Raw genomic sequence first — 23,824 nt, 5'->3', positions numbered from 1 at the left:
CGTCGCCTACCTGGACGCCACTAAGGAGGCGATATCCTGCAGGGGTTCAATGCCGTTCTGGTCGATGCCGGCCGGCGGTACAGGATCAAGATCGGTGACACGCTCGTCGGGGTCGTCTCGCGCCGGAAGGAACGTGAGTGGGCTTCGGATGAGATGAGCCGGGCAGGTGTGGACGCGATGGTTGGCGTGGACTACAGCCACGGTGCGCCGGAGTTCCATGTGGTGAGGTGCGACGTGGCTGGCTCGCAACAGTTCGGCCCGCACACGCGGGATCGCTGGGAGATTCTCCGGGCCGCCAGCGCGTGACCGAGGGTCCGCGGCCTGGATCGAGGGTCGACTGCGGCGTCCTCCAGGTGAAGCTCGAGGGGCGGAGGGTTTGGCCGGTGTCCTCGTTTGGTCCGGGAGAGTGGCGGCCCGTAGCCTGTCCCGGCGTGGGCGGGCAGCTGGCTGCCCGCCCGCAACAGCCCGCCGTGGGCCGCCGCTCGTAGGGTCCCGGACCAAACGAGGTGGCTAAAGCCTCCGGCCCGACGCCAGCCACGTACCTGGTCCCGCGGAGCGGGACGTGATGAGGGTCGCCAGTCTTCTGGCGGCCCTTTTGTCGCGCCCAGCCGCGACGGCCGACCGGGCGCCGAAGGCGCGGAGGGAAGGCCGGCGCCGTTGAGGCGGGCGCGCGGCGGCCTGAGGCCGCCCTTGAAGACGTAGGGAAAGTCATCACCGGCACGAGCTGTGCTCCGTTGTGCTCCGTCAGCCGATGTGCAACATGCTCCGACAGTTGATGTGCGACACCGGTCGAGACCGGCACTGTGGGCCGGAGCGTCTCCGTGTGAGGTTCCGGACTGGGGGAGGTCGGGATTGGCGCTCGCTGCGTTGTCGGTTGTGGAGCAACGTCTTGATGCCGTGCGTGCTGTCTTGGCGGATACGACGGTGACGGAGGCGGCTACGGCGGTTGGGGTGTCGCGGTAGTCGGCGCATGGCTGGCTGGGTTGGTATCTGGTGGCGGGGTGTCTACCGTCACCGGCGTGGATGACCATTCTCTGTTCGTGTGATTGTCTCGGTTGTGGAGCGGCGATAGCGCGGTGTGTTTGGCGTTTCCTCTGGCCCGTGCAGCGGCTCGGGCAGTTGGCAAAGTTGACATATCGTGGAACAGATGGTATCTCTCTCGATAAGATCTAATATGTACCTCTGTCATATTTATGAGCGCCGACAGTGAGGGGACTGCACCGGTGGGGACCTATCGCTACGAGCAACTTCACGAAGGCAAGTTCCAGATGCTTTGCCAAGCGCTCCTTGTACGCGAGTTCCCTGGCGTGCAGTGCTTTCCCATAAATATGCCCGACGGTGGCCGAGACGCGCTATTGCCTGCCGGACCAAATAGGGAAGGAATTGTATTTCAGGTAAAGTTGGCGCGAACACCTGAAAAGATCCGCGACTATGCCGAGTGGGTAATCGATGCCGTAAAGGGCGAACTCGAAAAAGTCAATAAGCTCGCTCTTCGCGGAGTTATGTCGAACTACCTTCTGATTACTAATATATCCGGTAGTTCGCATCTCGATGTTGGAAGTATAGATCGGGTTGACCGGTTTCTCGCCGACAGCTTGCCATTACCGGCCCAGTGCTGGTGGGCGGACGACTTAGACCGCCGGGTAGATTCGGCCTGGGACCTCAAACTGAGATATCCCGATCTCTTGAATGGCCCAGATGTTGTGCGCCTCCTGTGGGAGCGCTCTACTAGTGATGGCCGAAACGAGCGTCGGTCCGATGCCCTTAAGGCCTACGTCACTCACCAGCATTCACAGGAGAACACCGTACGGTTTAAGCAGGCTGCACTCTCTCCAACACCGCTTGCCGATTTATTTATCGACGTTCCTGCAACCTTGCGGCCGGTTAGGGACAAAGAGAATAAAGCCCTCTCGGTATTTATTGATGTTCTTCATAGTCGGCACGACGAATCTAGCTCCATCGGCCAATTCTCTCAGTTGCGCATGCTGATGTCGAATGAGACTGGCGAAGTGGTGATGCTTTCGCGAGGGCGGTGGCAACCGGCGGCGATCGGCGGCGCTGACTTGCTGTTGGACGACCACTTCTCGTCGAACGTGCGACGTATTGTGCTCGAGGGTGCTCCAGGGCAAGGCAAGTCGACGTTAGTTCAGTATCTCGCAGAGCTCCAAAGGATGCGGTTATTGGGCGAGCTAGATACCAGCGACCCCTCGCACAATTGGCACAGTCCGCTTGTGTTGCCGTTAAAGCTCGAACTTCGAGACCTTGCGGTATGGCTGAATGGATATAACCCCTGGGAGCCAAGCCGAAGGACGGAGCATGGCGAGCAGCCGACGTTCGAAACAGCCCTAGCAGGTCAGATCAGAACGCTCTCTGGAGGGATCCAATTTGATGTGGGGGACCTGCACAGCACGGTGCGCTCGACACCGGTTGTACTTCTCCTAGACGCGCTGGACGAAGTTGCCGATCTCGAAGATCGCAGACTTGTCGTAGAGCAGGTTTCGTCGGGGATTAATAGGCTGGAATCATCCGCGCAGGACCTTCGAGTTGTCATAACAAGTCGACCGACGGCGATCGCCAATTCTCCGACTTTCCCTCAAGAGAGGTTCACGTATCTGAAGCTCGCCCCAATCAGCCCCGAATTGGCCCTAGATTATACGGACAAATGGGCTCGGGCGATGAAAGTAAATGATCGGGATATCAGAGAGCTTAGAAGTGTGCTGTCTTCAAAGATGGACGCACCACATATGGCGGACTTGGCGAAGAATACTATGCAGCTCTCCATACTTCTTGACCTCATCCAACATCGTGGCTCTAGCCTGCCGGACAAGCGGACCGAGTTGTACGACACGTACATGGATGTTTTTCTAAATCGGGAAGCGGAAAAGAGCCCGATCGTTCGCCAACAGCGGCCGCTAATCGTAGACATTCATAGATATCTAGCCTTCACCCTCCACTCGATGGCGGAGAATGACCGCGCGTCCGGCCGTATTAATGCAGCGGAGTTGGAGGAGCTACTCACAACGTATTTGAAGTCGGAAGGTCAACCGCTCGACATAGTGGCTAACCTGCGGATGGGGGTGGTGGAGCGTTTCTTCGCTCTGACATCGAATATCCAAGGAACCTACGAGTTCGAGGTTCAACCCATTCGGGAGTATTTCGCTGCCCGCTATCTATATGAGACTGCGCCTTATTCACCGACCGGGCGCGAAAGGGATGGCACACTCCCGGACCGGTTTCTAGCGGTTGCACGTAGTCCATACTGGATGAATGTTGCTCGGTTCCTGGGCGGATGCTTCAGCAAGGGCGAACTCCCGGCACTAGCCGATTGCCTAATAGAACTGCTCGACGACCCTGACCTGCGTTATTCACGATACCCAAGAGCGCTTTCGGTGCAACTTCTTCAGGATTGGGTGTTCACGCAGTCAGTGCGGTCGACGAACGCAGTGGTAGATGCAGTGTTCGACGACCTCGGCCTGCGCTTCGCGGCTGTGCCTGGAGGCGTCGTCGGGGAGGGCAGCGCTCTACACGAGACGGCTGGTGGGAGGAGGTTGGCCTCAATTGTTTGGCGTCGACTGCGAGGTGAACGCGCCAATAGTCGGGCTCGCGGCCTCGCCGAGTTGATGGCAAACCACTCAGACACGAATGAGCGTGCCCAGCTATGGGTCGAAGAGTTTCTCAACCGATCAGAGGAACAACGTCCAGACTGGCTGGAAGTGGGAAAGTGGCTACGCGTATTGGACGTTCTGAGTGTCGACTTAATAGAGAGAATAATTGACCATGAGATACCAGCTGCATATCGGGATTATGCGCGAAGCATTTTCGTTGGGTCTGCACCTACGGCGGTAGATCGGTTGCCAGAGAAGTTGCGCGCCGAGGTTGTCGGTAGCGTATTAGGTTTAAGTAGTGGAAAGATATATTACGGATACGGTGAACCTGGGTGTATCAATGGACTCGCGCAAGCGTCCTCCACGGTCCTGTGGAGATTCTCTGTCTCTCGTGCTGGTGGTGTCCCGCCAGTTGAACCGGCCTGTTCAGGGACTCCGCGTCATTCAGAGGTTCTTGAGTCTGTTCATGAGGTCCATGAGGCGCTTGACAAAATCCGTACTGGCGAGGTCCGTGAGTCATTGCAACCCTGGATCAAAGCGATCAACGAACTGGATAGCGCCTTTGGCCGTACCTGGGTGGCTTACCAGCTAGCGGTTCTTTCCGCGGCAATACTCGATCCGAAGGAGCGTGGCGCAGGAGCTGGTTCGTTGTTCTCCACCGAATATCCGCTTCCCGCTAGGGTCAGAAATGCCCGCAGACGCGCAAGGCGGTTGGAATGGTGGAAGCTGCAACTTTCGGACGCGGGTGATTACCTCGAGCGAGCCTTCTGGGTAATGACGCTACTCGTCTGGGCAGACAGTTCGGTCATCGAAATGCTGCTCAGAGAGATTGATGCTGTCATCCGCGATCTTTCTGATGTCCAGCAGGCAGCATTCGCTTCCTCACTGTCGAATATCGGTCTTGTTGTTGACCAGCCACAACATCGGCGTTCGGTCCGGGTTCCGGCGGACATGGTGGGCAGCCTTCATCCAGCTACGCTCTACATATTGGTCGACGTGCGCGGTGCCAGTGACACTTCCCAAGTGGTACGAGAGGGGTTGCTTCCCAATGTAGAGAAATATCCCTGGCTTGCTAATCGATGCTTCCCGACAGTTCTTCTTTCCTTGTTGCAGTCGTCCATCCGATCTGAGGAGGACGTTGCCGTGCTAGAGCAGCTGTATAACCTGGCCGGCCAAGAGGCTAGCAGCGTGTGGGAACAGTATGGAGGAGTACGTGTACGTTCCTCCATACCGTTGTCCTGGTGGATTAAGAGGATGGAGCGGCCATGGGATCTTCCATCGCGTCTACTTGATATGGGAGAACGAGTGATTAGCGATCGTTCCAAGAAGGTTCGGTCAGTGGCGAGTATCGCGGATTCGGAGAGCTGGTTCGAGGCATAATCGTCCTCGATCTTGCCCTGGTGGTCATGGATGACCAGCTGGCTCGGCTGCAGCGCCCGCGGCCTGAGCCCGGCCATCCTTCCGCGCTTCCGCCTGGATCTTGAAGTGCCCGACCTTGTCCGTCCTTTCGCAGCTTCCAAGCTTCCACTCGCACCGTGGCGAGCGTGAGACGCGGAGAGTCCCGATCCCTCTCGGCGCAGGTTGCGGGTCACGGGCCGGTGCAGCGGCCGGTCCGGTGGCAGGCAGAGGATGCCTAACCTCAGCGTGGGTCAGCGTGTCGGGATCGCAGTTCAACAGAGCTATAACGTCGCTCGTCGACGTGCACGACCTCCCCAGACCCGAAGTAGCTCAAGATGGTGTTCGAGCACCATTTGAGGGGGCTTCTCGTCGGCAGCCAGATTCAATGCTTCTTCGAGGGCCGCCGAACTCCCTTCGGTCTCAGTGCCGTACGTCGGGTACCGACCACTCGGTGTGGTAGCCGGGCCAGCTCGACGCCCGGCGGTCGGCGACGCTGTCATCGCGTGGCGGGATACGGACGAGTCCCTGCTCGGACACCGCGTTCGGGGTGTGCTCGCGTAGGTAGGCGGTCAGCCGCTCGCGGTGCGGGGCGACGTCGCACTTCTGGCTGAGGTCGGTGAGTTCGTGCGGGTCTTCGGCCAGGTCGAAGAGCTGTTCGGAGGGACCTTCGGGGTACCAGATGTACTTCCATCGCCCGTCGGTGATCGCGAAGTACTGCGGCACGTCGTCCCCCGGGCCTTCGCCGGCGGTCCCGCAGAGGAAGGGTCGAGGCGTGGCTTGATCCGACAGGACGTCGAGCAGGTTCAGGCCTTCGCCGCCGTCTGGCGGTGTGCCGGCCGCGGCGGCTAGCAGTGTCGGCAGGATGTCGGCGTGGGTGACCAGGGCGTCGCTGGTGGTTCCGTGCCAGCCGGTGCGCCAGCTCTTCGGAGGGCGGAGCAGGAACGGGACGCGGGCGGAGACGTCGTGCCACATCACTTTGTTGCCGGCGTGATGGTCGCCGAGGAATTCGCCGTGGTCGGAGGTGAACAGGATCAGGGTGTCGTTGAAGAGGTCCATGTCCTGCAGGGCGGCGAAGATGCTGCCGAGCACGTAGTCGATGTGGGTGACAAGCCCGTAGTAGGCCGCCCGAGCGGCGCGGATGACCTCAGGGCTGATGAGGTCGAAGCTGTGCTTCTGCCGTTGGCGTAGCAGGGCTTCCGGGCAGCGCTCGTCGGTGCTCCAGTCGCCGTAGCGTGGTTCGGGGATCGGGGCGTTGAGGTACATCGACGCGTAGGGCTCGGGTGGGTCCAGGGGAGGATGCGGTTTGCTGAACGATGTCCACAGGAAGAACGGCGTCGTTGGGTCCCGGCGTTCGCGGATGAAGCGCATGGACTCCTCCGCGATCCAGGACGTCAGGGTCAACGGCGCCGGAACGGTCGCGGCTCCTGGGTAGAGCTCGTTCTGGCCCAGGCCGGTGCGCATGGGTCGCTCGGGGATGCCGGACTCGCGCAGCCAGCGGTAGTAGTCGTCGGGCAGGGTCATCTCGTCGAACCCGTGCCGCGCCCGTGGTGGTGTGAAGTGCATCTTGCCGATGGCCGCGGTCGTGTAGCCCTGGTCGCCCAGCAGCGCCGGCAGGGTCTCGGTGCGGCCCATCACGGAGGTGCTCGAGCCGTTGCGAATCATCCCGTGTTCGAAGGGGCTCCGGCCGGTCATCATGCACACTCGCGACGGCACACAGATCGGGGTCTGCGCGTAGGCGGCGTCGAACCGGACACCCTCGTGGGCCAGGTGGTCCAGATGTGGTGTGCGCAGGAGGTCCGGGGCGTGCGGCCCGATGGTGTCGAAGCGTTGCTGGTCTGTCGTGATGAGCAGGATGTTCGGGGCCGGTCTCGTCACCGCGGGATTCCTCCACTCGTCGTACCGGGGTCAACCACAGGTACCGCGCTGCGGCTACACCTTCGGGCGAAGGGTTCCCCGCAGCATCAGCATCGTCACGAAGTTGTCGCTGTACGGCGAGTTCAGCAGGATCGGATCGTCCTGCTTCGGCCATCCGGTTACCCGTTCGTCGAGGACCGGGTTGTTGCCGTAACGCTCCCACAGCGGCACGATCGGGAGGAGTTCGTTGAAGGCGATAGCCGCGCGGGCGACGTTACTCTTCTGGGCGGCTTCGTCGAGCCCCTGTCCGGCGGCATTGACGGTCTTCGCCAGGTCGATCCTTCCGAACGCCTCGGTGTCCTGCTCCAGTGGAAAGTCCATGCCCTTGCCGCCCTGGTTGGCGGCGATCGGAATGTTGTGGGTGAACAGGTCGGCGGCGAAGGAGAAGTGGGGGTGCGGTTCGCCGGCTCCCCATGCCTGGATGGCGAGTTCGAAGCGGCCCTTGTCGACGTCGATGGGTTGCTGGGTGGCGACGACGACGGTGCCGGTCACCTTGATTCCGAACGCCGAGAGTTGCCGGGCGGCGTTCTGCCCGGCCGAGGACCAGTCGGCGTACTCGGGAAAGGTCAGCTCGTAGGCGGCGGGCTTGCCGTCAGGTGTGTGCCAGGCGTCGCCACGCTTGGTCCAGCCGGCCTGGGTGAGCAGGCCGGCCGCCTTCTGCTGGTCGTACTCGTAGCGGTTGAGGTGGGCGAGCTCCTGCTCGTTCAGCCAGTCCGGCACCTGGACGTCGGAGAATCCGGCCATGTACCGCACGCCGACTCCGGACTCGCCCAGGGAGACGGTGCCGTTCTCCTTGCGGTTGATGGCGTGCGCGATCGCACGGCGTGCGCGGACGTCGGAGAACTCGCGGAGCTTGCCGAGATTGAAGAAGATGGCCGGTCCGGAGTAGATCGGTGGCCGGGCGATCCGGATCCTTTTCTTGACGAACTCCCGTGCCGACGCGTCTGGGAAGCCGTGCGTGGCGTAGTCGATCTTGCCGGCGAGAACCAGTGGTGCGATCTCGGGTGCGCGGCCGTTGTAGAGGGTGATCTTGTCGAACTTCACCTGGTCGGCGAGGTAACCCTTGGCGTTCTTGACCAGGGTCATCTGCGCGTTGGTGATGGTCTGGAAGTCGTAGGTGAACGGGCCGCTGGTGCGGACCTCCTTGGCGGGGTCCTTGGGCCGCCACGCCTGCAGGTCTTCGTTGAGTTTCTTGCCTTCGGGACTGTCGAGGTTCTTCCCGGAAGCGAAGAGTTCCTGCGCGCGGTCGGCGAAGTCACCGTAGGTGGCCGCGCTGAAGATCTGCTGGCGTACGACGTAGCGCTCGACGACCGTCGACGGGTTGGACAGGGTGAACACCACGGTCTGGTCGTCGGTCGCCTCGACGCTGTCGATGTAGTTCCACTCGACCTGGCGCATGATCCGCCGGCACCAAAAGGTCGCCAGGACGTCGTCGCTGGTGACCGGCTTGCCGTCACTCCAGGAGACGTCCTTCCTGATGCGGTAGCTGAACGTCTTCGCCTGCTCGTCGAAGCTCCAGTCCTGTCCGAGAAGGTTCAGCCATTTCCGGTCGTGCCAGTAGTACACGGCGCCGGGAAGGAAGATCAGGTCGAAGTACAGCCCCGGGTTGAGCGAGTCGCTGACCCCGCTCATCACGTTGAAGTGGCCCTTGGGTGGCACCTGGTAGGGCCAGCCGCTGGAGAAGACGGCTTCCCGGGTGCCGCCGCGTCGGCTGTCGTCGCCGCATCCGGCGAGAATCGTCGCGCCGGCCGCGCCGAGACCGAGGACTTCGAGCATCCGTCGCCGGGACAGCTCTGTTGTCGTCGAGCTGGGTGAGGGGACCACGGCCAATCTCCCTTTGTGCATGTGGGCGGCGAACTCCTGGATCGGGCGTCGGTTGGCGTTCGCCGTGACTATCACGCGTGAGCTCACGGGAGTCTAGGCGCGCTGTGCCCGAACGGGACGCGATGCGCGGTCCGAAGATGGACAGTATGTGCCGGGATCCACACGCTGACCGGCAGAGGGCGCGGTGTTGTGTCGGCCGATCGATACTTCCGTCCGAGCGAGCCGGTCGAGGCGCTCCTTGGCGGTGACTGGCCGCGCAGCTGAGGTCCCGACGTCAGTCCGAGGCATTCACACGGGGCTCCATTGTCTGGCCGGTGTCGGCCTTGGGCGTGGCGGTCCTGCGGACCTCTCACAGTCGCGACTGGGCTTCCGAGGCAGCCTCCGACCGGGCAGGTTCTGCGTCCGCCGCCGACCAATCGGGCTGGCTCGGTCACCAGCGAAGTGGAGACCTCCACCTCCTGCCGATCGCTGCGGTGTCGAAGCGTCTCACCGATGACATATGCGTCGCGGGCATCGGTCTTCGCTTCACCGCAGTCGGAGTGATGGGTGAGCCCGGTGATGTCGTGCCCGGCGCGGTGGCGGGCCCACAGGCCCATGTCGAGGGCGTCCAGGGCGAGGTCGGTACGCAGACAGGTGGACACTTGCCAGCCCACGACCATGCGGGAGAACACGTCGAGTTGAAGGCGGCGTAGACCCAGCCGGAGATGCGTGGCGTTCTTTGGCTGCCTGTACTACGCCGGCTGCGCCGCGGTCCGAGGGTCGAGTTGTCGACGACGCGTGAAACCTGAGCCGTTGAGTTCCTAATGGATGTCAAGTGGTTCGTGGGGTCGTAGCGTGGGTGGTGGACGGGCCGGTCGACGGAGCGCGTTGCGACTCCTTACTTCGTCGGCCCGTTCCCTTGCGGGTGGTGGTTGTGGTGCGTCTGGCGGCGCGGAGTTCGTTGGAGATGGTGTAGCGCTCAGCGATGATGGTGCGGGCGTCGCTGAGGGTGAGCGCGCGTCCGTCGGTGTCGCGCAGTGTGTAGTGCTCGCTGCGGCGCCAACACGCGGCGATGCGGGTGAGCAGCGTGGTCGCGACGTGGCAGAGCGCGGAGGTGTGGTGTTTGCCGGCCTGGGTCATCAGGCGGTGGTACTTCGCTGCCAGGGACGGGTCGCTGCGGCGGGCCTGGTCGGCGGCCATGAACAGCGCCTCCCGTAGGCAGGCGTCACCGGCTTTGGTGGGGCCGCCGTGACGTCCGCTGAGTCCGGAGGAGTCCAGGTGGGGCATTAGGCCGCTGAAGGATCGGATGCCTGCCAGGGAGGCGAACCGGTTCGGGTCGCCGAGTCTGCCCAGGATCTGTGCTCCCAGGATGGGGCCGACGCCCGGCGCGGAGAGGAGGATGCCGGTGGGGTCGGCGTGGGCGAGCAGGACGGCGATGCGTTCGTCGAGTTCCTTGATCTCCGCGGTCAGGGCAAGAGCGAGCCGCGCTTCGATCGCGATGTCGTCAGCCAGGTCGGGGAAGTCCAGGTCCTCTTCCCACAGGGCGAGAGTCTCGGCTGCGGCGGCCAGCAGTTGCTCGGCTTTGGCCTGGCCCCAGGTGCCGCGTGAGTGGCGGTGAAGGAACCGGCCGAGCCGGGCTTGTCCTAGCCGCTTGACCTGGTGCGGGTCGGCGTAGTTGGCCAGGAACAGCAGAGCGGTCTTGGACATGTCCGAGGACAGGGCGCCGACCCAGGCGGGGCCGAGGATCTCCAGCAGGGCGTCCAGCCGGGCCATGGTGCTGGTGCGCCGCTTGACCAGTGTGGAACGCAGCTTGACAGCCCGCCGCATCGGATCTCCCGGGCCCAGACCCTGTTCGGTCTGTAGACCTTCGGGGTGCAACAGCGGCACCCGGGCAAGAAGGCGGGAGTCCAGCCGGTCGGACTTGGTGTGCTTGCTGTAGTAGGCCCTCAGATCCGCGGACTGTTCCGGCGGCACCATCACCACCCTGGCTCCGCGGCGGCGGAACCACGCGGCCAGCGGCACCCACGCGTTGCGGGTCGGTTCCATGATCACCGTCACCGATGACGGGTCGGTCCCGGCAGGCAGCATCGCCCACAGTCGTTCCAGGTCCTCCGCGCTGGTGCGGAACCTGCGCCCGGACCACACGAACTGACCCCGCTCGTCGGCCAGGCTCGCCTGATGCGCCGCCCGACAGGCGATATCGATCCCCAACCACACCTGCAACGGTCCGCTCCGTCCGCTCGTCTGAAGAGTCACCGACGACCGACGACCGACGACGCCGACGTCACGGGAGGATGCCGTACCGGACATTCACCAACAGGGATCTGACCAGCTCAGACCAGCGCCAAGAGCCAGCAGTCACCGGGTTCCCAACAGGACACGCACTCTCCCGGCGAAGGCCCCGCCCGCCCCACGATCAACAGGCAAGAAGCACAAGCTTCGGTCGGTGAACCAGTGGTGACGAACGGGCGCCGGTCACCCCCGATACTCACGCCGCCGGCCGGACAAGGCGAGTACCGAAGGGCCACCACCAAGATTGAATGTCGGTGGGTGAAAGCTGAGACCCCGAGGGCGCCTTGGGTGTCATCACGTTGGAGGACCGGGCCGAGATCCGTCGGCTGTACAGGTCGGAGAGGCTCTCGCAGGTCGCGATCGCTCGGCGGTTGGGGATCTCGAGGAACACGGTTGCGAAGGCCCTGTCCTTGGATCGGCTGCCCAAGAACGTTCGGGCGCCCGGCAGGGCGATGTTCGGTCGATGCCCTCGATCTCACCTAGCTAGCCCTCGGCCGTGGCGTGCAACATGAGTTGGTGCAGTCAACTGAACAGGTTGCTCCCGTGTCACGCCGGTCTCGCTTGGATGGCGGTGAGTCAGCGCTGGTCGCGGCGCAGTGGATGGTCGTCGGGGACTTGGACGAGGATGAGCCGCGTGCCGTCTGGGTCCTGGATCGTCATTTCGATCAGGCCCCAGGGCTCTCGCCGTGGAGGCGCCACGACGTCGACCTCGGCCTTGGCCAGGCGGGCGTGTTCGGCGGCCGCGTCGCGAACCTGGAGCCAGATCGTGAGGTTCGCCGGCGGAGGAGCCGTCGATGTGCCTGACACCTCCAGTAGCGCTGTGCCGAGAAAGAACACGATTCCTGGGCTGTCCGGCGGTCCGAACTCCCGGTAGATCGCCAGGCCGAGCACGTCCCGGTAGAAGTGCTGGCTGCGCATCAGGTCGGTCGGTCGCAGTATCAGCCGGCTGGTGAGTACCTCCATCTCGACATCCTGCCCCAGGCAGGACGCATTAGGACGTGGGTCGGCGCAGTGGCAGCGACTGGAAGCGGCTTGCGTCCGCTGTCACGACATGGAAGTCCTCCATCTCGAAGAAGCGCCCCACGAACTTCTGGATCTCGCATCGGTGCCCAGGAGAAGAACTGTGGCGGATCGTGCCAGCCATGAGCGGCCGACCCTCGCTACTTTCACCGCCGTAGGGACCGAGGAAGAACAGGCCGCCCGGGCGCAGCACCGGCTGGATGGCCTTGAGCGGGGCGGAAGGTCGGCGTTCGGTACTCCGATCGGCGAAAGTGCAGGTGGTATGCGGGTGAGCATCCTTCTTGAAAACCGCTTGGCAAGGACCCCCTTGCCACATGGGTTCGAATCCCATGCCCTCCGCTCAAGCCGGAAACGGCCTCTGACCTGCGGCGATGCGTGACCATCGGGCTGGTCAGCCAGTCCGGCGGTGTCCGGCCGTCGATGGTCGTCCACGACCGTCTGCGGCGAATACGCGGCGATGTTTTGCCCCGGCCTCGCTGGCTTGCGTCATGCCGTTCACCTCAAGCGCGGTGGCTAGCGTAAGTAGTTAGGAGGAAGGGCTCCCAGCGTTCAAGTTCCTCGCCGCCGACAGCATCGGCGTCGGCGAGATGGCCCGTCGAACCGACCGCCGGCACCTGCGCGGCGCCGTCACCAGCGGGCCGCCCAACCGGTGAGGGTCGATCAACACCGTCGACGGGTACGTCGTGTTCGGCCCCGAGGCGTCCAGTGCCTCCTTCTCCTGGCTGAGCCGGATGCGGGTGGAGATCTCCCCGACGGGCAGCCGGTGGTGGCCATCAGGCCCGCAGCCGACCAACGACGTCGGCACTTGGCCCGGATCTCCATCAGCCTCATGTGGGCGAGTCGTCGATGTAGCGCGGCGCTCCGGAGACCTCGCCCGTCCGCCGGGCCGTCCGCGCCCAGTCGGCTGCGCCAGCGCAACGACCTGCGGCTGATCGTCCTCGACAACCTCGAGCTGATGACGTCCGGCAAGCGGGGGGACCTGGCGAACGTTGCCGCCACCTGCACGACACCGACTCGGTGGAGTCGGCCGCCGGCGACGAAGACAGTCCGAGTGAGTTCACCTCAGTTAAGCCGAGCGGCGGATGTTGGTCTGGATCTTGCTGGCGATGAACTCCAGCGCCTCGGCGGGTCGGCGCGCTGTCCCGCCTGCAGCCTGGCGAGCGGCCGGGCCGGTGCGGTAGGTACTGGGTTCGCCGATGCCTGCCGCTCCAGCACTCGCTCACTCAGCGAGGGCACGTCCTACGAGGACATTCGCACCAAGGTGGACGAGGAGCCTTGCCGTCTAGCGCCCGATCCCATGGTGGTCGCTGGCAAGTTATCGTCAGGCATGGGGCCTGGTGGTGCCGGTGAGCCGTCGACTCCGCTGAACATGGCCAACCCATTGATCACCGACACGATCAACGTTTATAGGGTTCGGCTCTGTGTCCGTTCAAGGGGGAGACGACGCAGCGCTCAGGCCATCCGTCCAGGAGTGCGCTACAAGTGGATGCGGAAAGGCGGCTGCCTTCCGGACAAGGAGTCGGCCGGCGTGGTGTACGGACTGCCTCGAGGGTCTGCTGGCTGCCGGTGGCCTTCGGCCGGCCGAGCCGTTTCCTGGCACCCCAAGGAAGCGGTGGCTGACCTGCTGTCTCACGTGCGGTGTCGAGGCGCACTACCGGCTTGAGTACGTGTTGGGCAACAACAGCGCCGGCATTAAGACCTGCCGGGCATGCTTCTGGATTCAGTGGGCTGTCGACGCACGAGCGGCGTCCGGGCTCCCCAAAGTGCGAGTGCCCGCGGAAGACATCGCTCGGCACGTCGACCAGCACGGGTATGACCTTGTCCGGCTCCTCTTGCCTGAGACTTCGTGGGATGAACCGGTGGTGACCAGGTGCCGGTCCTGCGGGCGGGTCTCGGCAGACCGCCTTTCGGACATTGGGTGGGCATGTAGTTGTCGCCGCAACACCCGCTCTGAGCACCCGACCGCTAAGCCGGCAGGTGGTGGGAAGCGGCGCGAGCTGCTGGTCGACTCGGGCGCGGAGGCGCTCGGTTGGTGGGACCACGACCGCAACAGTGAAGACGTCCTGGGAACTGTCACGCTGCGGGCCCGTCGGGAGGCCAGCTGGGTGTGTCCAGAGTGCGCTCTGCAGTTCACCGAGCAGGTGTACCTCATGGTGCAGAACCCTGACTGCCCGGCCTGCCGGGAGGTCGCCAGCGCGGCCTGGAAGGAGAGGTGGGCCCGGCTGAAGGTAACGTCGATCTCAGAGATACCAGAACTGGCCGCGGCATGGGCTGACGACGCAGACCCAAGGACGGTCATGGTCGGCGACTTCGGCATGCGGAAGTTCCGGTGTTCGGCGGGTCACATGCCCCGCATCTCGCCGTCCCGGTTCCTCGATGCGGGGTGTCCCCACTGCCGGGGAGTCAGGAGTCAGGAGAACAAGCAGTGGCTGGCCGACATCTCGCCGGAGCTGGCTAAGCAGTGGCACCCGACTCGAAACGGCAGGTACACACCGGCCAATGTGGTGTGGGACTCTAAGCCTGGATCCGTGGACCGGGTGGGTTGGTGATCTTGGTTGTGGGTTTGGTGGTGTGGGCTGCGGCTGGGCAGGTCGGGCTCGCTGGTCTGCCCAGCTTTCCTTTGGTTTCTGGTCGGGCCTTGACGGCGGGTGGGCAGGTTTCAGGCGAGGCGTGGTGGCCCGGTCGCAGGGCGGAACACGTTGTTCCACAGGGTTTTCCAGTGTTGGGCCCAGGGCCAGTGCTCGGGCAGGTGCAGGACGGGCCGGCGCTGAGGGCGGGCGATCCTGGCGGGGACGGTGACGATGTGACGGCGAAGCGTCGCGCCGCGGGCGGTGGCGTGGCGGGGGCTGGTGAGGGTGCCGGCGGCGCGGAGCAGGTTGTGGGTGATGGCTGCGCAGATGGCCCAGGCGCTGTTGGCGGCGAACTGTCCTGAGGGCAGGTGCGCCAACGGCCCGTCGATCAGGTCAGCGAACACGGTTTCGATGATCGCGTGCCGGCGGTGGGTGATGTCAGCATCGGCTGTGGGTTCGGTGTTGTTGGTGAAGAACGGGTGGTGACGCCATACCGGGAACAGCTCCTGATCGCCGGCCTGGTCGTGGGCTCGGTCACGGACCCTGCGCACGACCAGTCGGGCGGTGACCGGGTGCTTGGTGGAGGTGAACGCGGTGAACTCCACCTCCGCGACCTCAGCATCCGAAATCAACTCACCGGTATCGTCATCGACGACAGCACCGGGGTAGTGCACCGGTGTCCAGGCGTCTTCGGCGATGCTGGCGATCGCGGCGGTGACGGCCGGGTTCTTGGTGAGCACCACCGAGAACCGCACGCCTGCCTTCACACACGCGCCGACCACGGCGTGGTTGCCATACGCCGAATCGCCCCTCACCAGGATCTGCCCGCTGGCGCCGGCGGCGCGGGCGGTGGCGATCGCCTCGGCCACCATGCTCGCCGCGCCTTTGCCGGAGCCGGCCCGTCCGGCGCGCAGCCGGATCCCGGCCACCACCGGCGCCCCCTGGATCGTGCTGATCGTGGTCGCCAGCGGCGACAGGCCCCGGCGCAACACCTGCCGGCCGCCGATCTTGGTGTGCCCGAAACTCCCGCCCTGCTTGGCGTGCCCATACACCGGGCGCAACAACGAGTCGATATCGATGAACACCCGATCCTCGATACCCGGCAACAACCCGCTGGCCTGGACAAGGTTGACCAGATGGGCCCGCGCGACCGAGGCCAACTGCTGGGTGTGGCCATGGGTGAACTCCCGCAGAAACTGACCCAACGTCGCCGGCGCATACACCCCACCAAACAGCCGACGCATCCCACCCGACCGGATCACATCCAGATCATCGATACAGTCCGCGCCCGCGGCCATCCCCGCGATGATCGAGGCCAGCTTGCCCGCCGGGTTGGCCGCCGCCGAAGCCACCGTCGTCGCCGTGATCGCGACCCGTTCGCCCACCAGCTCCGACAGGCCCGCCCGCTCCGCCAGCGCCATCACCGGCACCAGCCCCGCGCACGACACCAGATTCTGCTCATCGAAGACCGGCGTGGCTCGCGACCACCCATACGGTAGTTTCACTGTCAGTGCCTTTTGGATCGGGTTGGATCAGGACTTCGACACTCCAGATTCTCCCGATCCAGAAGGCACTTCCTCTGCTACCACGCCGAAGGACCACTCACCCGGTCCACGGATCCAGGCTAAGCGGGTCGTGTGGTGGCGGTCGGACTGCTGCGGGCATGAGTGGCAGGCCAGCCCTCGGGACCGGGACAAGTATCAGCGCCTGCGGTGCCCCTCCTGCCGGACCATCCTTGGGTCCCTTGCTTGGGTGGACCCGGGGTTGGCCGCGGAGTGGAGCCCGCAGAATCAGGTGAGCGCGTGGCACGTGCGCCCGCACGCCGGGACCCTGTTCACGCCGGCCTGGGTGTGCGCTCATAACTCATCCCACGTGTGGGAGATGTCCCTGACGTCGCGGTCGAACGGTAGCGGCTGCCCGGACTGTCGTGAAGTCGGAAAGTCTCGTGTCGAACTGGAGTACCTGGCCGCTGCGCAGGAGCGGTTCGGTGCTGCTCGGTCAGGGGTTCGGTTGCGTGAGAAGGAGTTTGTAACCCGTCCATCGTGGACGGTCGACATCCTTGTCGAGCTCGAGGGGAGGCGGCTGGTCGTCGAGTACGACGGCGAGTACTGGCACGCTCCGGACGCGAAGCGCCTGGTTGACGAGCGCAAGACGTTGGACCTGCTGGCTGCGGGGTACGCGGTTGTTCGGCTGCGCGAGAACAATCTGCCGCCGTTGAGCCTGGAGCACCCGAGGCTGGTACAGCGTCGGGTACTTGCGGCCGCTCCGCGGACCAATGAGTTGATGGGCGAGGTTGAGGCTTGGTTGACGGCGGCAGCCGCCGCGGCGATGCCCTGACCCCGACCTCAGGCCGGCCGGCAGCGGACGTGGCGGCAGCGGGACGTCTTCACCGGCTGCGGCTACACCACCCTCGGCCTGGCGTACCGGCTCGCCCTCGTCCTCATCTCGGAACTTGCACGAACTAGCTGTTGTGGGTCATGACGTTGGTGACGGTGGCCGGGGTGTGAGGGAGGGGTAGATCACCTGGCGGCAGGATGGATGTGCGACCAACCGTTCTGCTCACGGAAAGGGATCTACCCCTCGTGTCCCACGCTAGCGCCCCGTTGACTCCTGCTGGCCGGCTGCGTCTGGTTGAGCGGTGCCAGTCCCGTCCGATCGCTCATGTGGCCGCCGAGGCCGGTGTGTCGCGTCAGTGCTTGTCGAAGTGGGTGAACCGCTACCGAGCCAGCGGCGAAGCTGGGCTCTTGGCCAGGTCCAGCGCCCCACACACTTCACCGGCCCAGACGCCACCGGAGGTGGTGGAGCTGATCGAGGGCTGGCGGCGAGAGCACAAGTGGTCGGCACGGAAGATCACGGTCGAGCTGGCCGCGGTGGGTCACCAACTCTCGACGGCGACGGTGGGGCGTTGGCTGGTCCGGTTGGGTATCAACCGCCGCCGCGACCTGGATCCCACCGGCGCGTCCAACCGGCGACCGGGGCGGATCACTGCGCGGTATCCGGGTCACATGGTCCACCTGGACGTGAAAAAGGTCGGCGCCATCCCCGATGGCGGTGGCTGGCGGGCACACGGCCGCGGCAGCGACGCCGACCGGGCCGCCCAACGCGAAAGCGAAGAAGAACGGCGCCGCCAAGGCCGGGTACGTGTTCCCGCATTCAGCGGTGGACGGGTTCTCCCGGCTGGCCTACACCGAGCACCTGCCCGATGAGACCGCGACCACCACCATCGCCTTCTTCCACCGCGCCAGGGCGTTCTTCGCCGCCCACGGCATCCACCGCATCACCCGCCTCGTCACCGATAACGGTGGCAACTACCGTGCCGGTGCCTTCGCCCGCACCATCTCCGGCTTCGTCTCACGCCACCAACGCACCCGCCCCTACACGCCCCGGCACAACGGCAAAGTCGAGCGCTACCAGCGCACCCTGGCCGAAGAACTCCTCTACGCCCGCGTCTGGACCAGCGAAACCCAACGAGCCAACGCGATCCAGGTCTGGAACATCCACTACAACTATCATCGAGCACACACCGCCGCCGGCGACAAGCCCCCCGCCACACGCCTACCCCAACGCGTCACCAACGTCATGACCCAGAACAACTAGCGCCGACACCCGGCGGCGAACTCATCGTTTTCCCTCGACGCCAACCAGGTGGCGGTGAACAGGAGCAGGACCTCGCCTGCTCCTGTTCAGGAGGCCTTCCGGCATTCAGCTGATGCGGTTCTGATTGACTTGGAGAAGTCCCCGGCGGGAGCCTGGGCCGCCATACGCTGCTCATAGGTCCGATCGTCCTGGGGCGTGGGCATGATCGGGGACAGGGCTCGTAGGTCGTCCGTAATGTTCGACAGCGCTCTGGCGAGTTCGTTCCATGTGGGATCCAGTCTTGCGGCCCGACCGGACTGGTCCGCGGCGTCAGATGCATGCTTGACCAGCTCTTCCATTCTCTCGGCGGATATCGAGCTGGCGCCCGTGGCGGCTGCAGGCTCAGGGCCGTCCTGGTCGGGAAGAAACTGGCAGGCCTGCCGCGCTAGCTTCAATGCCGTGTCCCTGTCGCCTCCACCACAAGAGGTCGTGGCGAGGCACGCAGTCACGGCGAGCAGCATAGTTGCCACAAGCTTCTTCATCATCGTTCCCCCATCGCCCAGTGGCACTCCCAGCACCGCTCGCGCCGTTGAGTATGCACGAACGCCTGAGGCGGGGAGTTAGGAATGGCCGACTGGCGCGGCCACGCCGTCGTCTCCTCGGGAATAACGCAGTGGCCCCGGTCGCAGACCTGAGGGCGGTACCCCGAGATGCTGTGGCTGGCAGCAGGAGTCTGACTCCTCGCCAGAACTCTCAAGACTCATGGTCAGGTCTCCAGATACCCGTATCGAGAGGTGAGGGCCAGATGTTTCAACCCACGTTCCATGCGAGCTCCTCCTCTATGCGCTTCTTGGCCACTTCGTCGCGGCCGGCGATGCAGCGGACGTAAACGCGGAGGAGGACCGCGACGCTGTGGCCGGCCCAATCGGCGACCTGTGCGGGGTCCACGCCCGCATTGAGCCAGTGGTCACGCACGCATGACGCAGGTCGTAGGGGCGACGGGCGAGCGCGGAGGCACGCTCCTGCCGGCTGAGCGCCGCGGCTCTATCCTTGCGCCAGACCTGCCAGACGGTGCTCTCCGACAGCGGACGGTTGTGGTAGCGGCTGCGGAAGAGACGACCATCGGGAGCTGTGCCGAACTCGTTCATGTGGCTGCGGAGCAACTCGACCAGCCGAGGGTGGCAGGGCACAGGCCGCACCTCCTGCTTGGCGCGGTGCTTGAGCTGGCGGGACTCACGTCGGTGTCAGTCGGGTACTGGCGCGTTGGTCCACGCCGTACTGAGGGCGGGTGAGGAGTGGCTCAACAAGAGCTCGCCCCACTCGCCCGATTCGATCTCGCGGTTCTCCTTATTGGACCAGACCAGGGGCGGCAGCTTGATGTCCGACGCGCGGAGGTCAGCCACCTCGGCCGGACGTATCGCGGCGTAGTAGATGCAGGCGTAGAAGGCGACCATGCGCGGGCCCATCGCGGTCGGCTGAGCCGCGGCGGCGGTGAGGATGGCCTCGGCCCATCTACGATCGACCAGGATCCGCGGGTCCACCGCGTCGGCGACCTTGGGAGGCGGTAATGCGGCGAAGTCCAGCGGATCACCGCGCCAGCACACGACCTCCGCGTCCACCACCGTCCCGGCCGCGTACAACGCTCCGACGAGCTCCTGGAGCGCCGCGAAGAGTTCATGGAACGCCACGCGGCCGCCATGGACAGGGCGGCACGGACGCGCCGCAGTATCCCGCCCGACGACAAGCCGGCATCTCCAGCTCCTGTGACAGCCGACGCCGTAGCAAGGCTTGATGTCCGCCAACCGTCCAGGCCCAGCCGACCACGGCGATCAGGAGGGGGACGATCAGGGCAACCCATTGGATCGTGGAGCTCATTTGGTGATCCTCGCCGGACGCGAGCCATCCCGTGGGCGCACGTCTCTGACAGCCCCCGGAACTCGACCGACCCGTCGCACGGCCCGCTATCAGCGTCGGCCAGGGCGTAGACGAAGCTTAGGCCGGTTGACTGGTCGGCCTGGACGACGACGGCCTGCTCGTAGCGCCCGACGATGCGGTGTGGTGCGCTGCGCGGCGTGAGGCGCACGAGCTGGTCTACGGCGTTCTCGCGCCAGTCCAGGGCGTAGGTCACTTGGTGAACCCGAGCCGGCGCTTGGCTTCTGCGTGGGCGACGGTGCGCAGGGTGCCGTTGGCCTTCTCGAGCTGGTACTGAGCGATCGCGAGCCGGTCCTCGAGGTCTTCGAGTTCGGAGGCGCTGATGATCGCGGCCGCGGCCTGGCCGTGGTCGGTGATGATGACGCGTTGCCGGGTGTGCGCGGCGCGTCTTACGAGGCTGCCGAAACGGGCTCTGGCGTCGGTGATGGTGACCACCTCGGCGGAGGTGTCGGGTGCCGGCTCGGGAAGACCTTGGCTCATGACACAAGTGTGTACTACCTGACACTGACGACGATGCCAGCAGCCGCCGTGTCGGCAGCGCCGGTTGGCAGTGCCCATGGTCGACGTCCGCACCTTCGGGACGCCTGCCGGCAGGCGTTCGACATCGGCGCGGCGGTAGCGGTTTGGCTGCGTCATCAGGCGGGGCTGATGTCGGTCTGGTGGTGTCCGGCGGGCTGTGGCTGCCCGGGTCATGGTGCGGCGTATACGCGGCGAAGTTCGGCTCGGATCGGCGAACGTGCAGGTGGCATGAGGGTGTGCATCCGTCTTGAAAACCGCTTGGCAGGGACCCCTCTGCCACATGGGTTCGAATCCCATGCCCTCCGCTCTGACCTGGTGGTTAGCCGTCCTGACCTGCGGAAACGCCGTTCTAGCGGCGCTGGTCCTGGCGGCTCGCTGGGTCTCGCTTTGGTCCGGCGAAGCTCGGCGGATCTCACTGCTCGGGGGCTATTTCGGGGCCAGACGGGGGGCAGTTCCCGCGGCGCTTCGGCTCGCCGAGCTTCCGCTTTTCAGGCCTGGGCATGTCGACGGGCGGTACTGCATGGCCCTCGCGGTGATCTTGCTCAGTTGGCTACTGCCTGGGCGTGCCCGGCTCGGTTGGCGTCACGACTGGCGTCGCGTTCAGGCTGGGCTACCTCGAGGACGTCAGGTCGCCGACAAACGACCAGACCACGAAGGCCAGGACGAGTGCGAGCACGCACCATACCCAGGTCGGCACTCGTCGGGATTGGCTCACATCGGGATCATGGCAGATCCGGAGCCACCTGGGGCGCGAAGCCGACACCGCGGGCGGGCGGGTTCGGTCGAGACACGGGTTAGGAACTCGGTTGGAGCAGTTCGGATCACAGCGCAAGTGGACTCTGACCTGCGGGTGCGAGGCGTGGTGCTCTCGATCGTCTGTCGTCTCCGTATGGCGTTGTGTGGCCAGATCGTGGCCAGCTTCACCGCGCTAAAGGTCTGCGCCGCGTCGGCATGGCTCCCGCGGACGTGCGCCTCATGGGTCACCGGCCATCGATTCGAAGACCACGAAGATCGCGACGTAGGCGACCACGGGCGGCTCGATTCCCTCTCATCTGGATCCACTGTGCTCGCGGAGCAGCTTCTCCTCGTCCGCGGGAGACAGTCCGCATCGCAGGGGCGGTTGTCCGCGCAGGCGGTCCCATGCCAAGACGTCGGCTGCTGTCGTGTGAAGTGGAGTTGCTGGCAAACCGGCTCCTCGGGCCTTGTCTGCGCTTCGCTGTTGCGTCGACCAGGCTGGCCGGACAAGCGGAAATAACCGCGGCACCGTGTCGGCGGGAATGGGCACAAGTTCGACCTGCGTGCCCGCCGCGGCCGCGCAGGTATGGATGAGCTCGGCGAGGGTGGACGGCTGGGCAGGGCCGACGGCGTTGAACGCTCCGCCTCGCTCGTCGAACAGGAGCTGCACGACAAGGCGGGCCAGGTCGCGAACGTCGATCACTTGTACGGGCTGTTCAGGCTCCCCTGGGAGGGCTACTCGACCGCCACAAGCTGCTCTGCGCACCCAGTAGGTGAAGGTGTCCTGGGTGTCATGCGGGCCGGCGACCTTGCCCGACCGGACGATCGTGGCCCGCGAGCCGTAGCGTCCTACTACGTCGTCCTCACAGGCGACCTTGCATCGCCCGTAGGTGTCCTGGTCGAGCTTCTCGGTGTCGCGTTCAGGCGGCCGGCGTGGTGTGCTCTCGTCGTTGCCTGGTCCTGCCTCGTCGACGTAGACCGCGTGGCTGGAGATGAACAAGTAGCGATCTACCCGGTCGTCGAGCGTCTCCATTGCCTGTCTGACGTGACGTGGCACGTATCCGCTCACGTCCACCACCGCGTCCCAGCTGCCATCCTGAAGCGCTGCATAGTCCCCGGAGTCCCGGTCGCCGATCCGTCGCGGAACATCGGGGAACAGGTCTGCGCCGGTCTTACCGCGCCCAAACAGTGTCACTTCGGCACCAGACTGCAGCGCGTCGGCCACAATCGCACGCCCGACAAACGACGTACCGCCAAGGATAAGAAGTCGCATGCCGGCCAAGGCTACTGGGACTGGCTCACGGGATCGATCGGGATGGATGACAGAGCTTGGGCGGTCGCGCCCGGAGGGGCGGCGGGTTTGGCCGGTGGCCTGGCTTGGTCCGGGAGGCCGGGGGCCCGTAGCCTGTCCCGGCTCGGCGGCCAGCTTGCTGCCTGCCGCCAACCGTCCGCCGTGGGCCCCCGGTCTTCGGGACCCGGACCAAGCGAGGTGGGTAAAGCCGCCGGCCCGCCCCGGCCACCGCCAGGTCCTCGAGGATCGGTGCCGACGCTGTGAGGGTCGTCAGTCTTCTGGCGGCCTTCTTTTCGCGCCCAGCCGCGCCGGCCGACCGGGCGCCGAAGGCGCGGAGGGAGAGCCGGCGCCATCGGGCGGGCGCGGCGGCCCGGTTGGGGCCGCCCTTGAAGACGTACAGAAAGTCCTCACCACCCCGCCGGAGGGGCTGGTGACTGAGGTGGCGCGGAGGGTCCGCACGCTGTTTGCTGCCGCACGCAATCGGTGTCGCAACACATGGCCACAACGAGGGTTCGCGCGGTTCAACGAGTGAAGGTGGCAGGATCGGACCCTACAAATGATGACGTTAGGGGACAGTCGTGGCAGGCAGGAGCAGCTCTGGATCGAAGGGAGACCGCCGGCCTGTCGACGACCCAGCTGGCCGCCGCCATCGGGCGAACCACGTACACCGTCGCCAGCCACGAACGCGGCCGTCGCCAGCCACCGACCGACGTTGCTGCACACATGGCCGAGCTCCTGGCCGTGTCCGTCGACGACCAGTTGGCCTGACATGAGTGGCTCAGTGAAGGTTCCCGGCGAGTGGTTCGAGCGAGACGAGGTGGAAGACGTCGGCGCGCCGCCCGCAGGGCGGTCGTGTCACGGATCCTGCGCCTCACGGCGTCTCGTGTCTGCGTGCGTGTGACCCGATGACCGGTGAGGTCATCCGATCCTCCAAACAGACCGCGCAGCGCTACGAACGGGACCGGCCTGGCGACTGGTGCACATGGACATCAAGAAACTCGGCAAGATCCCCGACGGCGGCGGCTGGCGCGCTCACGGCCGAGCAGGCAAACCACCGATCAGCCGCCTGTAACCAACGTCCTGGCCGGATACGCCTAGCGGCCGAGTCTGGGGTCGGCACTGAAGGAAACGGAATCTTGAAAAGAATCGGAATCAGAAGCGAGGCACAA

Annotated in this window: 13 protein-coding genes and 4 pseudogenes; 8 read left to right on the top strand and 9 right to left on the bottom strand. The window is 65.0% G+C overall.

Annotated elements, in window-relative coordinates:
- The first annotated feature begins 1,193 nt into the window (after positions 1-1,193).
- Positions 1,194-4,985: an NACHT domain-containing protein gene (locus HEB94_RS07895; RefSeq protein ID WP_192749291.1), complete on the top strand. Its 3,792-nt coding sequence runs from the start codon at positions 1,194-1,196 to the stop codon at positions 4,983-4,985.
- A 438-nt stretch (positions 4,986-5,423) separates the two neighbouring features.
- Here HEB94_RS07895 and HEB94_RS07890 read toward each other — a convergent pair whose 3' ends face one another.
- From HEB94_RS07890 to HEB94_RS07880, 3 genes are all read right to left on the bottom strand, one after another.
- Positions 5,424-6,878, bottom strand: coding sequence for a sulfatase-like hydrolase/transferase (locus HEB94_RS07890; protein ID WP_192749290.1), 1,455 nt, complete (start codon positions 6,876-6,878; stop codon positions 5,424-5,426).
- A 54-nt stretch (positions 6,879-6,932) separates the two neighbouring features.
- Entirely contained in the window at positions 6,933-8,741 is a 1,809-nt protein-coding gene (locus HEB94_RS07885) for an ABC transporter substrate-binding protein (protein ID WP_337917509.1), read from the bottom strand.
- A gap of 810 nt (positions 8,742-9,551) precedes the next feature.
- On the bottom strand, positions 9,552-10,937 hold the full coding sequence (locus HEB94_RS07880) for an IS110 family RNA-guided transposase (RefSeq protein ID WP_337918514.1): 1,386 nt from the start codon (positions 10,935-10,937) through the stop codon (positions 9,552-9,554).
- A gap of 374 nt (positions 10,938-11,311) precedes the next feature.
- Here HEB94_RS07880 and HEB94_RS07875 point away from each other — a divergent pair.
- A pseudogene (locus tag HEB94_RS07875) lies at positions 11,312-11,455 on the top strand (helix-turn-helix domain-containing protein); the annotation flags it as partial.
- Positions 11,456-11,588: 133 nt separating this feature from the next.
- Here HEB94_RS07875 and HEB94_RS07870 read toward each other — a convergent pair.
- Positions 11,589-11,975, bottom strand: a complete 387-nt coding sequence (locus HEB94_RS07870) for a VOC family protein (RefSeq protein ID WP_192749289.1) — start codon at positions 11,973-11,975, stop codon at positions 11,589-11,591.
- 1,724 nt (positions 11,976-13,699) lie between these two features.
- Between HEB94_RS07870 and HEB94_RS07865 the strand changes: the two genes are divergently transcribed.
- A complete protein-coding gene (locus HEB94_RS07865) occupies positions 13,700-14,581 on the top strand; it encodes a zinc-ribbon domain-containing protein (protein WP_192749288.1) in 882 nt (293 codons plus the stop codon).
- Positions 14,582-14,691: 110 nt separating this feature from the next.
- Here HEB94_RS07865 and HEB94_RS07860 read toward each other — a convergent pair whose 3' ends face one another.
- Positions 14,692-16,107, bottom strand: coding sequence for an IS1380 family transposase (locus tag HEB94_RS07860; protein ID WP_192749287.1), 1,416 nt, complete (start codon positions 16,105-16,107; stop codon positions 14,692-14,694).
- On the opposite strand from HEB94_RS07860, the pseudogene HEB94_RS54435 reads away from it, so the two are divergent.
- The 3 genes and pseudogenes from HEB94_RS54435 to HEB94_RS07850 form a co-directional block, all read left to right on the top strand.
- A pseudogene (locus HEB94_RS54435) lies at positions 16,076-16,519 on the top strand (zinc-ribbon domain-containing protein); the annotation flags it as partial. The gene HEB94_RS07860 and the pseudogene HEB94_RS54435 sit on opposite strands and share 32 nt — an antisense overlap.
- Positions 16,520-16,612: 93 nt before the next feature.
- Positions 16,613-16,939, top strand: a complete 327-nt coding sequence (locus HEB94_RS50365) for an endonuclease domain-containing protein (protein WP_238361462.1) — start codon at positions 16,613-16,615, stop codon at positions 16,937-16,939.
- A gap of 245 nt (positions 16,940-17,184) precedes the next feature.
- Positions 17,185-18,199 (top strand): annotated as a pseudogene (locus tag HEB94_RS07850) (IS481 family transposase).
- A gap of 789 nt (positions 18,200-18,988) precedes the next feature.
- Here the strand turns inward: HEB94_RS07850 and HEB94_RS07845 are convergent.
- The 4 genes from HEB94_RS07845 to HEB94_RS07830 form a co-directional block, all read right to left on the bottom strand.
- Positions 18,989-19,126 (bottom strand): hypothetical protein, encoded by a 138-nt coding sequence (locus tag HEB94_RS07845; protein ID WP_192757189.1) that lies wholly within the window; start codon positions 19,124-19,126, stop codon positions 18,989-18,991.
- Between the two features lie 296 nt (positions 19,127-19,422).
- Positions 19,423-19,866, bottom strand: a complete 444-nt coding sequence (locus tag HEB94_RS07840; RefSeq protein WP_192749286.1) for a hypothetical protein — start codon at positions 19,864-19,866, stop codon at positions 19,423-19,425.
- A 436-nt stretch (positions 19,867-20,302) separates the two neighbouring features.
- A complete protein-coding gene (locus HEB94_RS07835; protein ID WP_192749285.1) occupies positions 20,303-20,590 on the bottom strand; it encodes a type II toxin-antitoxin system prevent-host-death family antitoxin in 288 nt (95 codons plus the stop codon).
- A gap of 1,087 nt (positions 20,591-21,677) precedes the next feature.
- Positions 21,678-22,637, bottom strand: a complete 960-nt coding sequence (locus HEB94_RS07830; RefSeq protein WP_192756301.1) for an NAD-dependent epimerase/dehydratase family protein — start codon at positions 22,635-22,637, stop codon at positions 21,678-21,680.
- A 513-nt stretch (positions 22,638-23,150) separates the two neighbouring features.
- Between HEB94_RS07830 and HEB94_RS54430 the strand changes: the two genes are divergently transcribed.
- Both HEB94_RS54430 and HEB94_RS07820 read left to right on the top strand, forming a co-directional pair.
- Positions 23,151-23,423 (top strand): helix-turn-helix transcriptional regulator, encoded by a 273-nt coding sequence (locus tag HEB94_RS54430; protein WP_420481519.1) that lies wholly within the window; start codon positions 23,151-23,153, stop codon positions 23,421-23,423.
- Positions 23,424-23,507: 84 nt separating this feature from the next.
- Positions 23,508-23,697, top strand: a pseudogene (locus HEB94_RS07820) (IS481 family transposase); the annotation flags it as partial.
- Positions 23,698-23,824: the final 127 nt, after the last annotated feature.

The organism is Actinopolymorpha pittospori, from assembly GCF_014873875.1.
Lineage (GTDB): Bacteria > Actinomycetota > Actinomycetes > Propionibacteriales > Actinopolymorphaceae > Actinopolymorpha > Actinopolymorpha pittospori.
This window is presented reverse-complemented; position numbering and strand designations above follow the sequence as displayed.

Bases quoted from the DNA above. Each gene is read 5' to 3' on its own strand.
- HEB94_RS07895 (WP_192749291.1), top strand. From the start codon at position 1,194: ATGAGCGCCGACAGTGAGGGGACTGCACCGGTGGGGACCTATCGCTAC.
- HEB94_RS54430 (WP_420481519.1), top strand. From the start codon at position 23,151: ATGGCCACAACGAGGGTTCGCGCGGTTCAACGAGTGAAGGTGGCAGGA.
- HEB94_RS07830 (WP_192756301.1), bottom strand. From the start codon at position 22,637: ATGCGACTTCTTATCCTTGGCGGTACGTCGTTTGTCGGGCGTGCGATT.
- HEB94_RS07870 (WP_192749289.1), bottom strand. From the start codon at position 11,975: ATGGAGGTACTCACCAGCCGGCTGATACTGCGACCGACCGACCTGATG.
- HEB94_RS07835 (WP_192749285.1), bottom strand. From the start codon at position 20,590: ATGAGCCAAGGTCTTCCCGAGCCGGCACCCGACACCTCCGCCGAGGTG.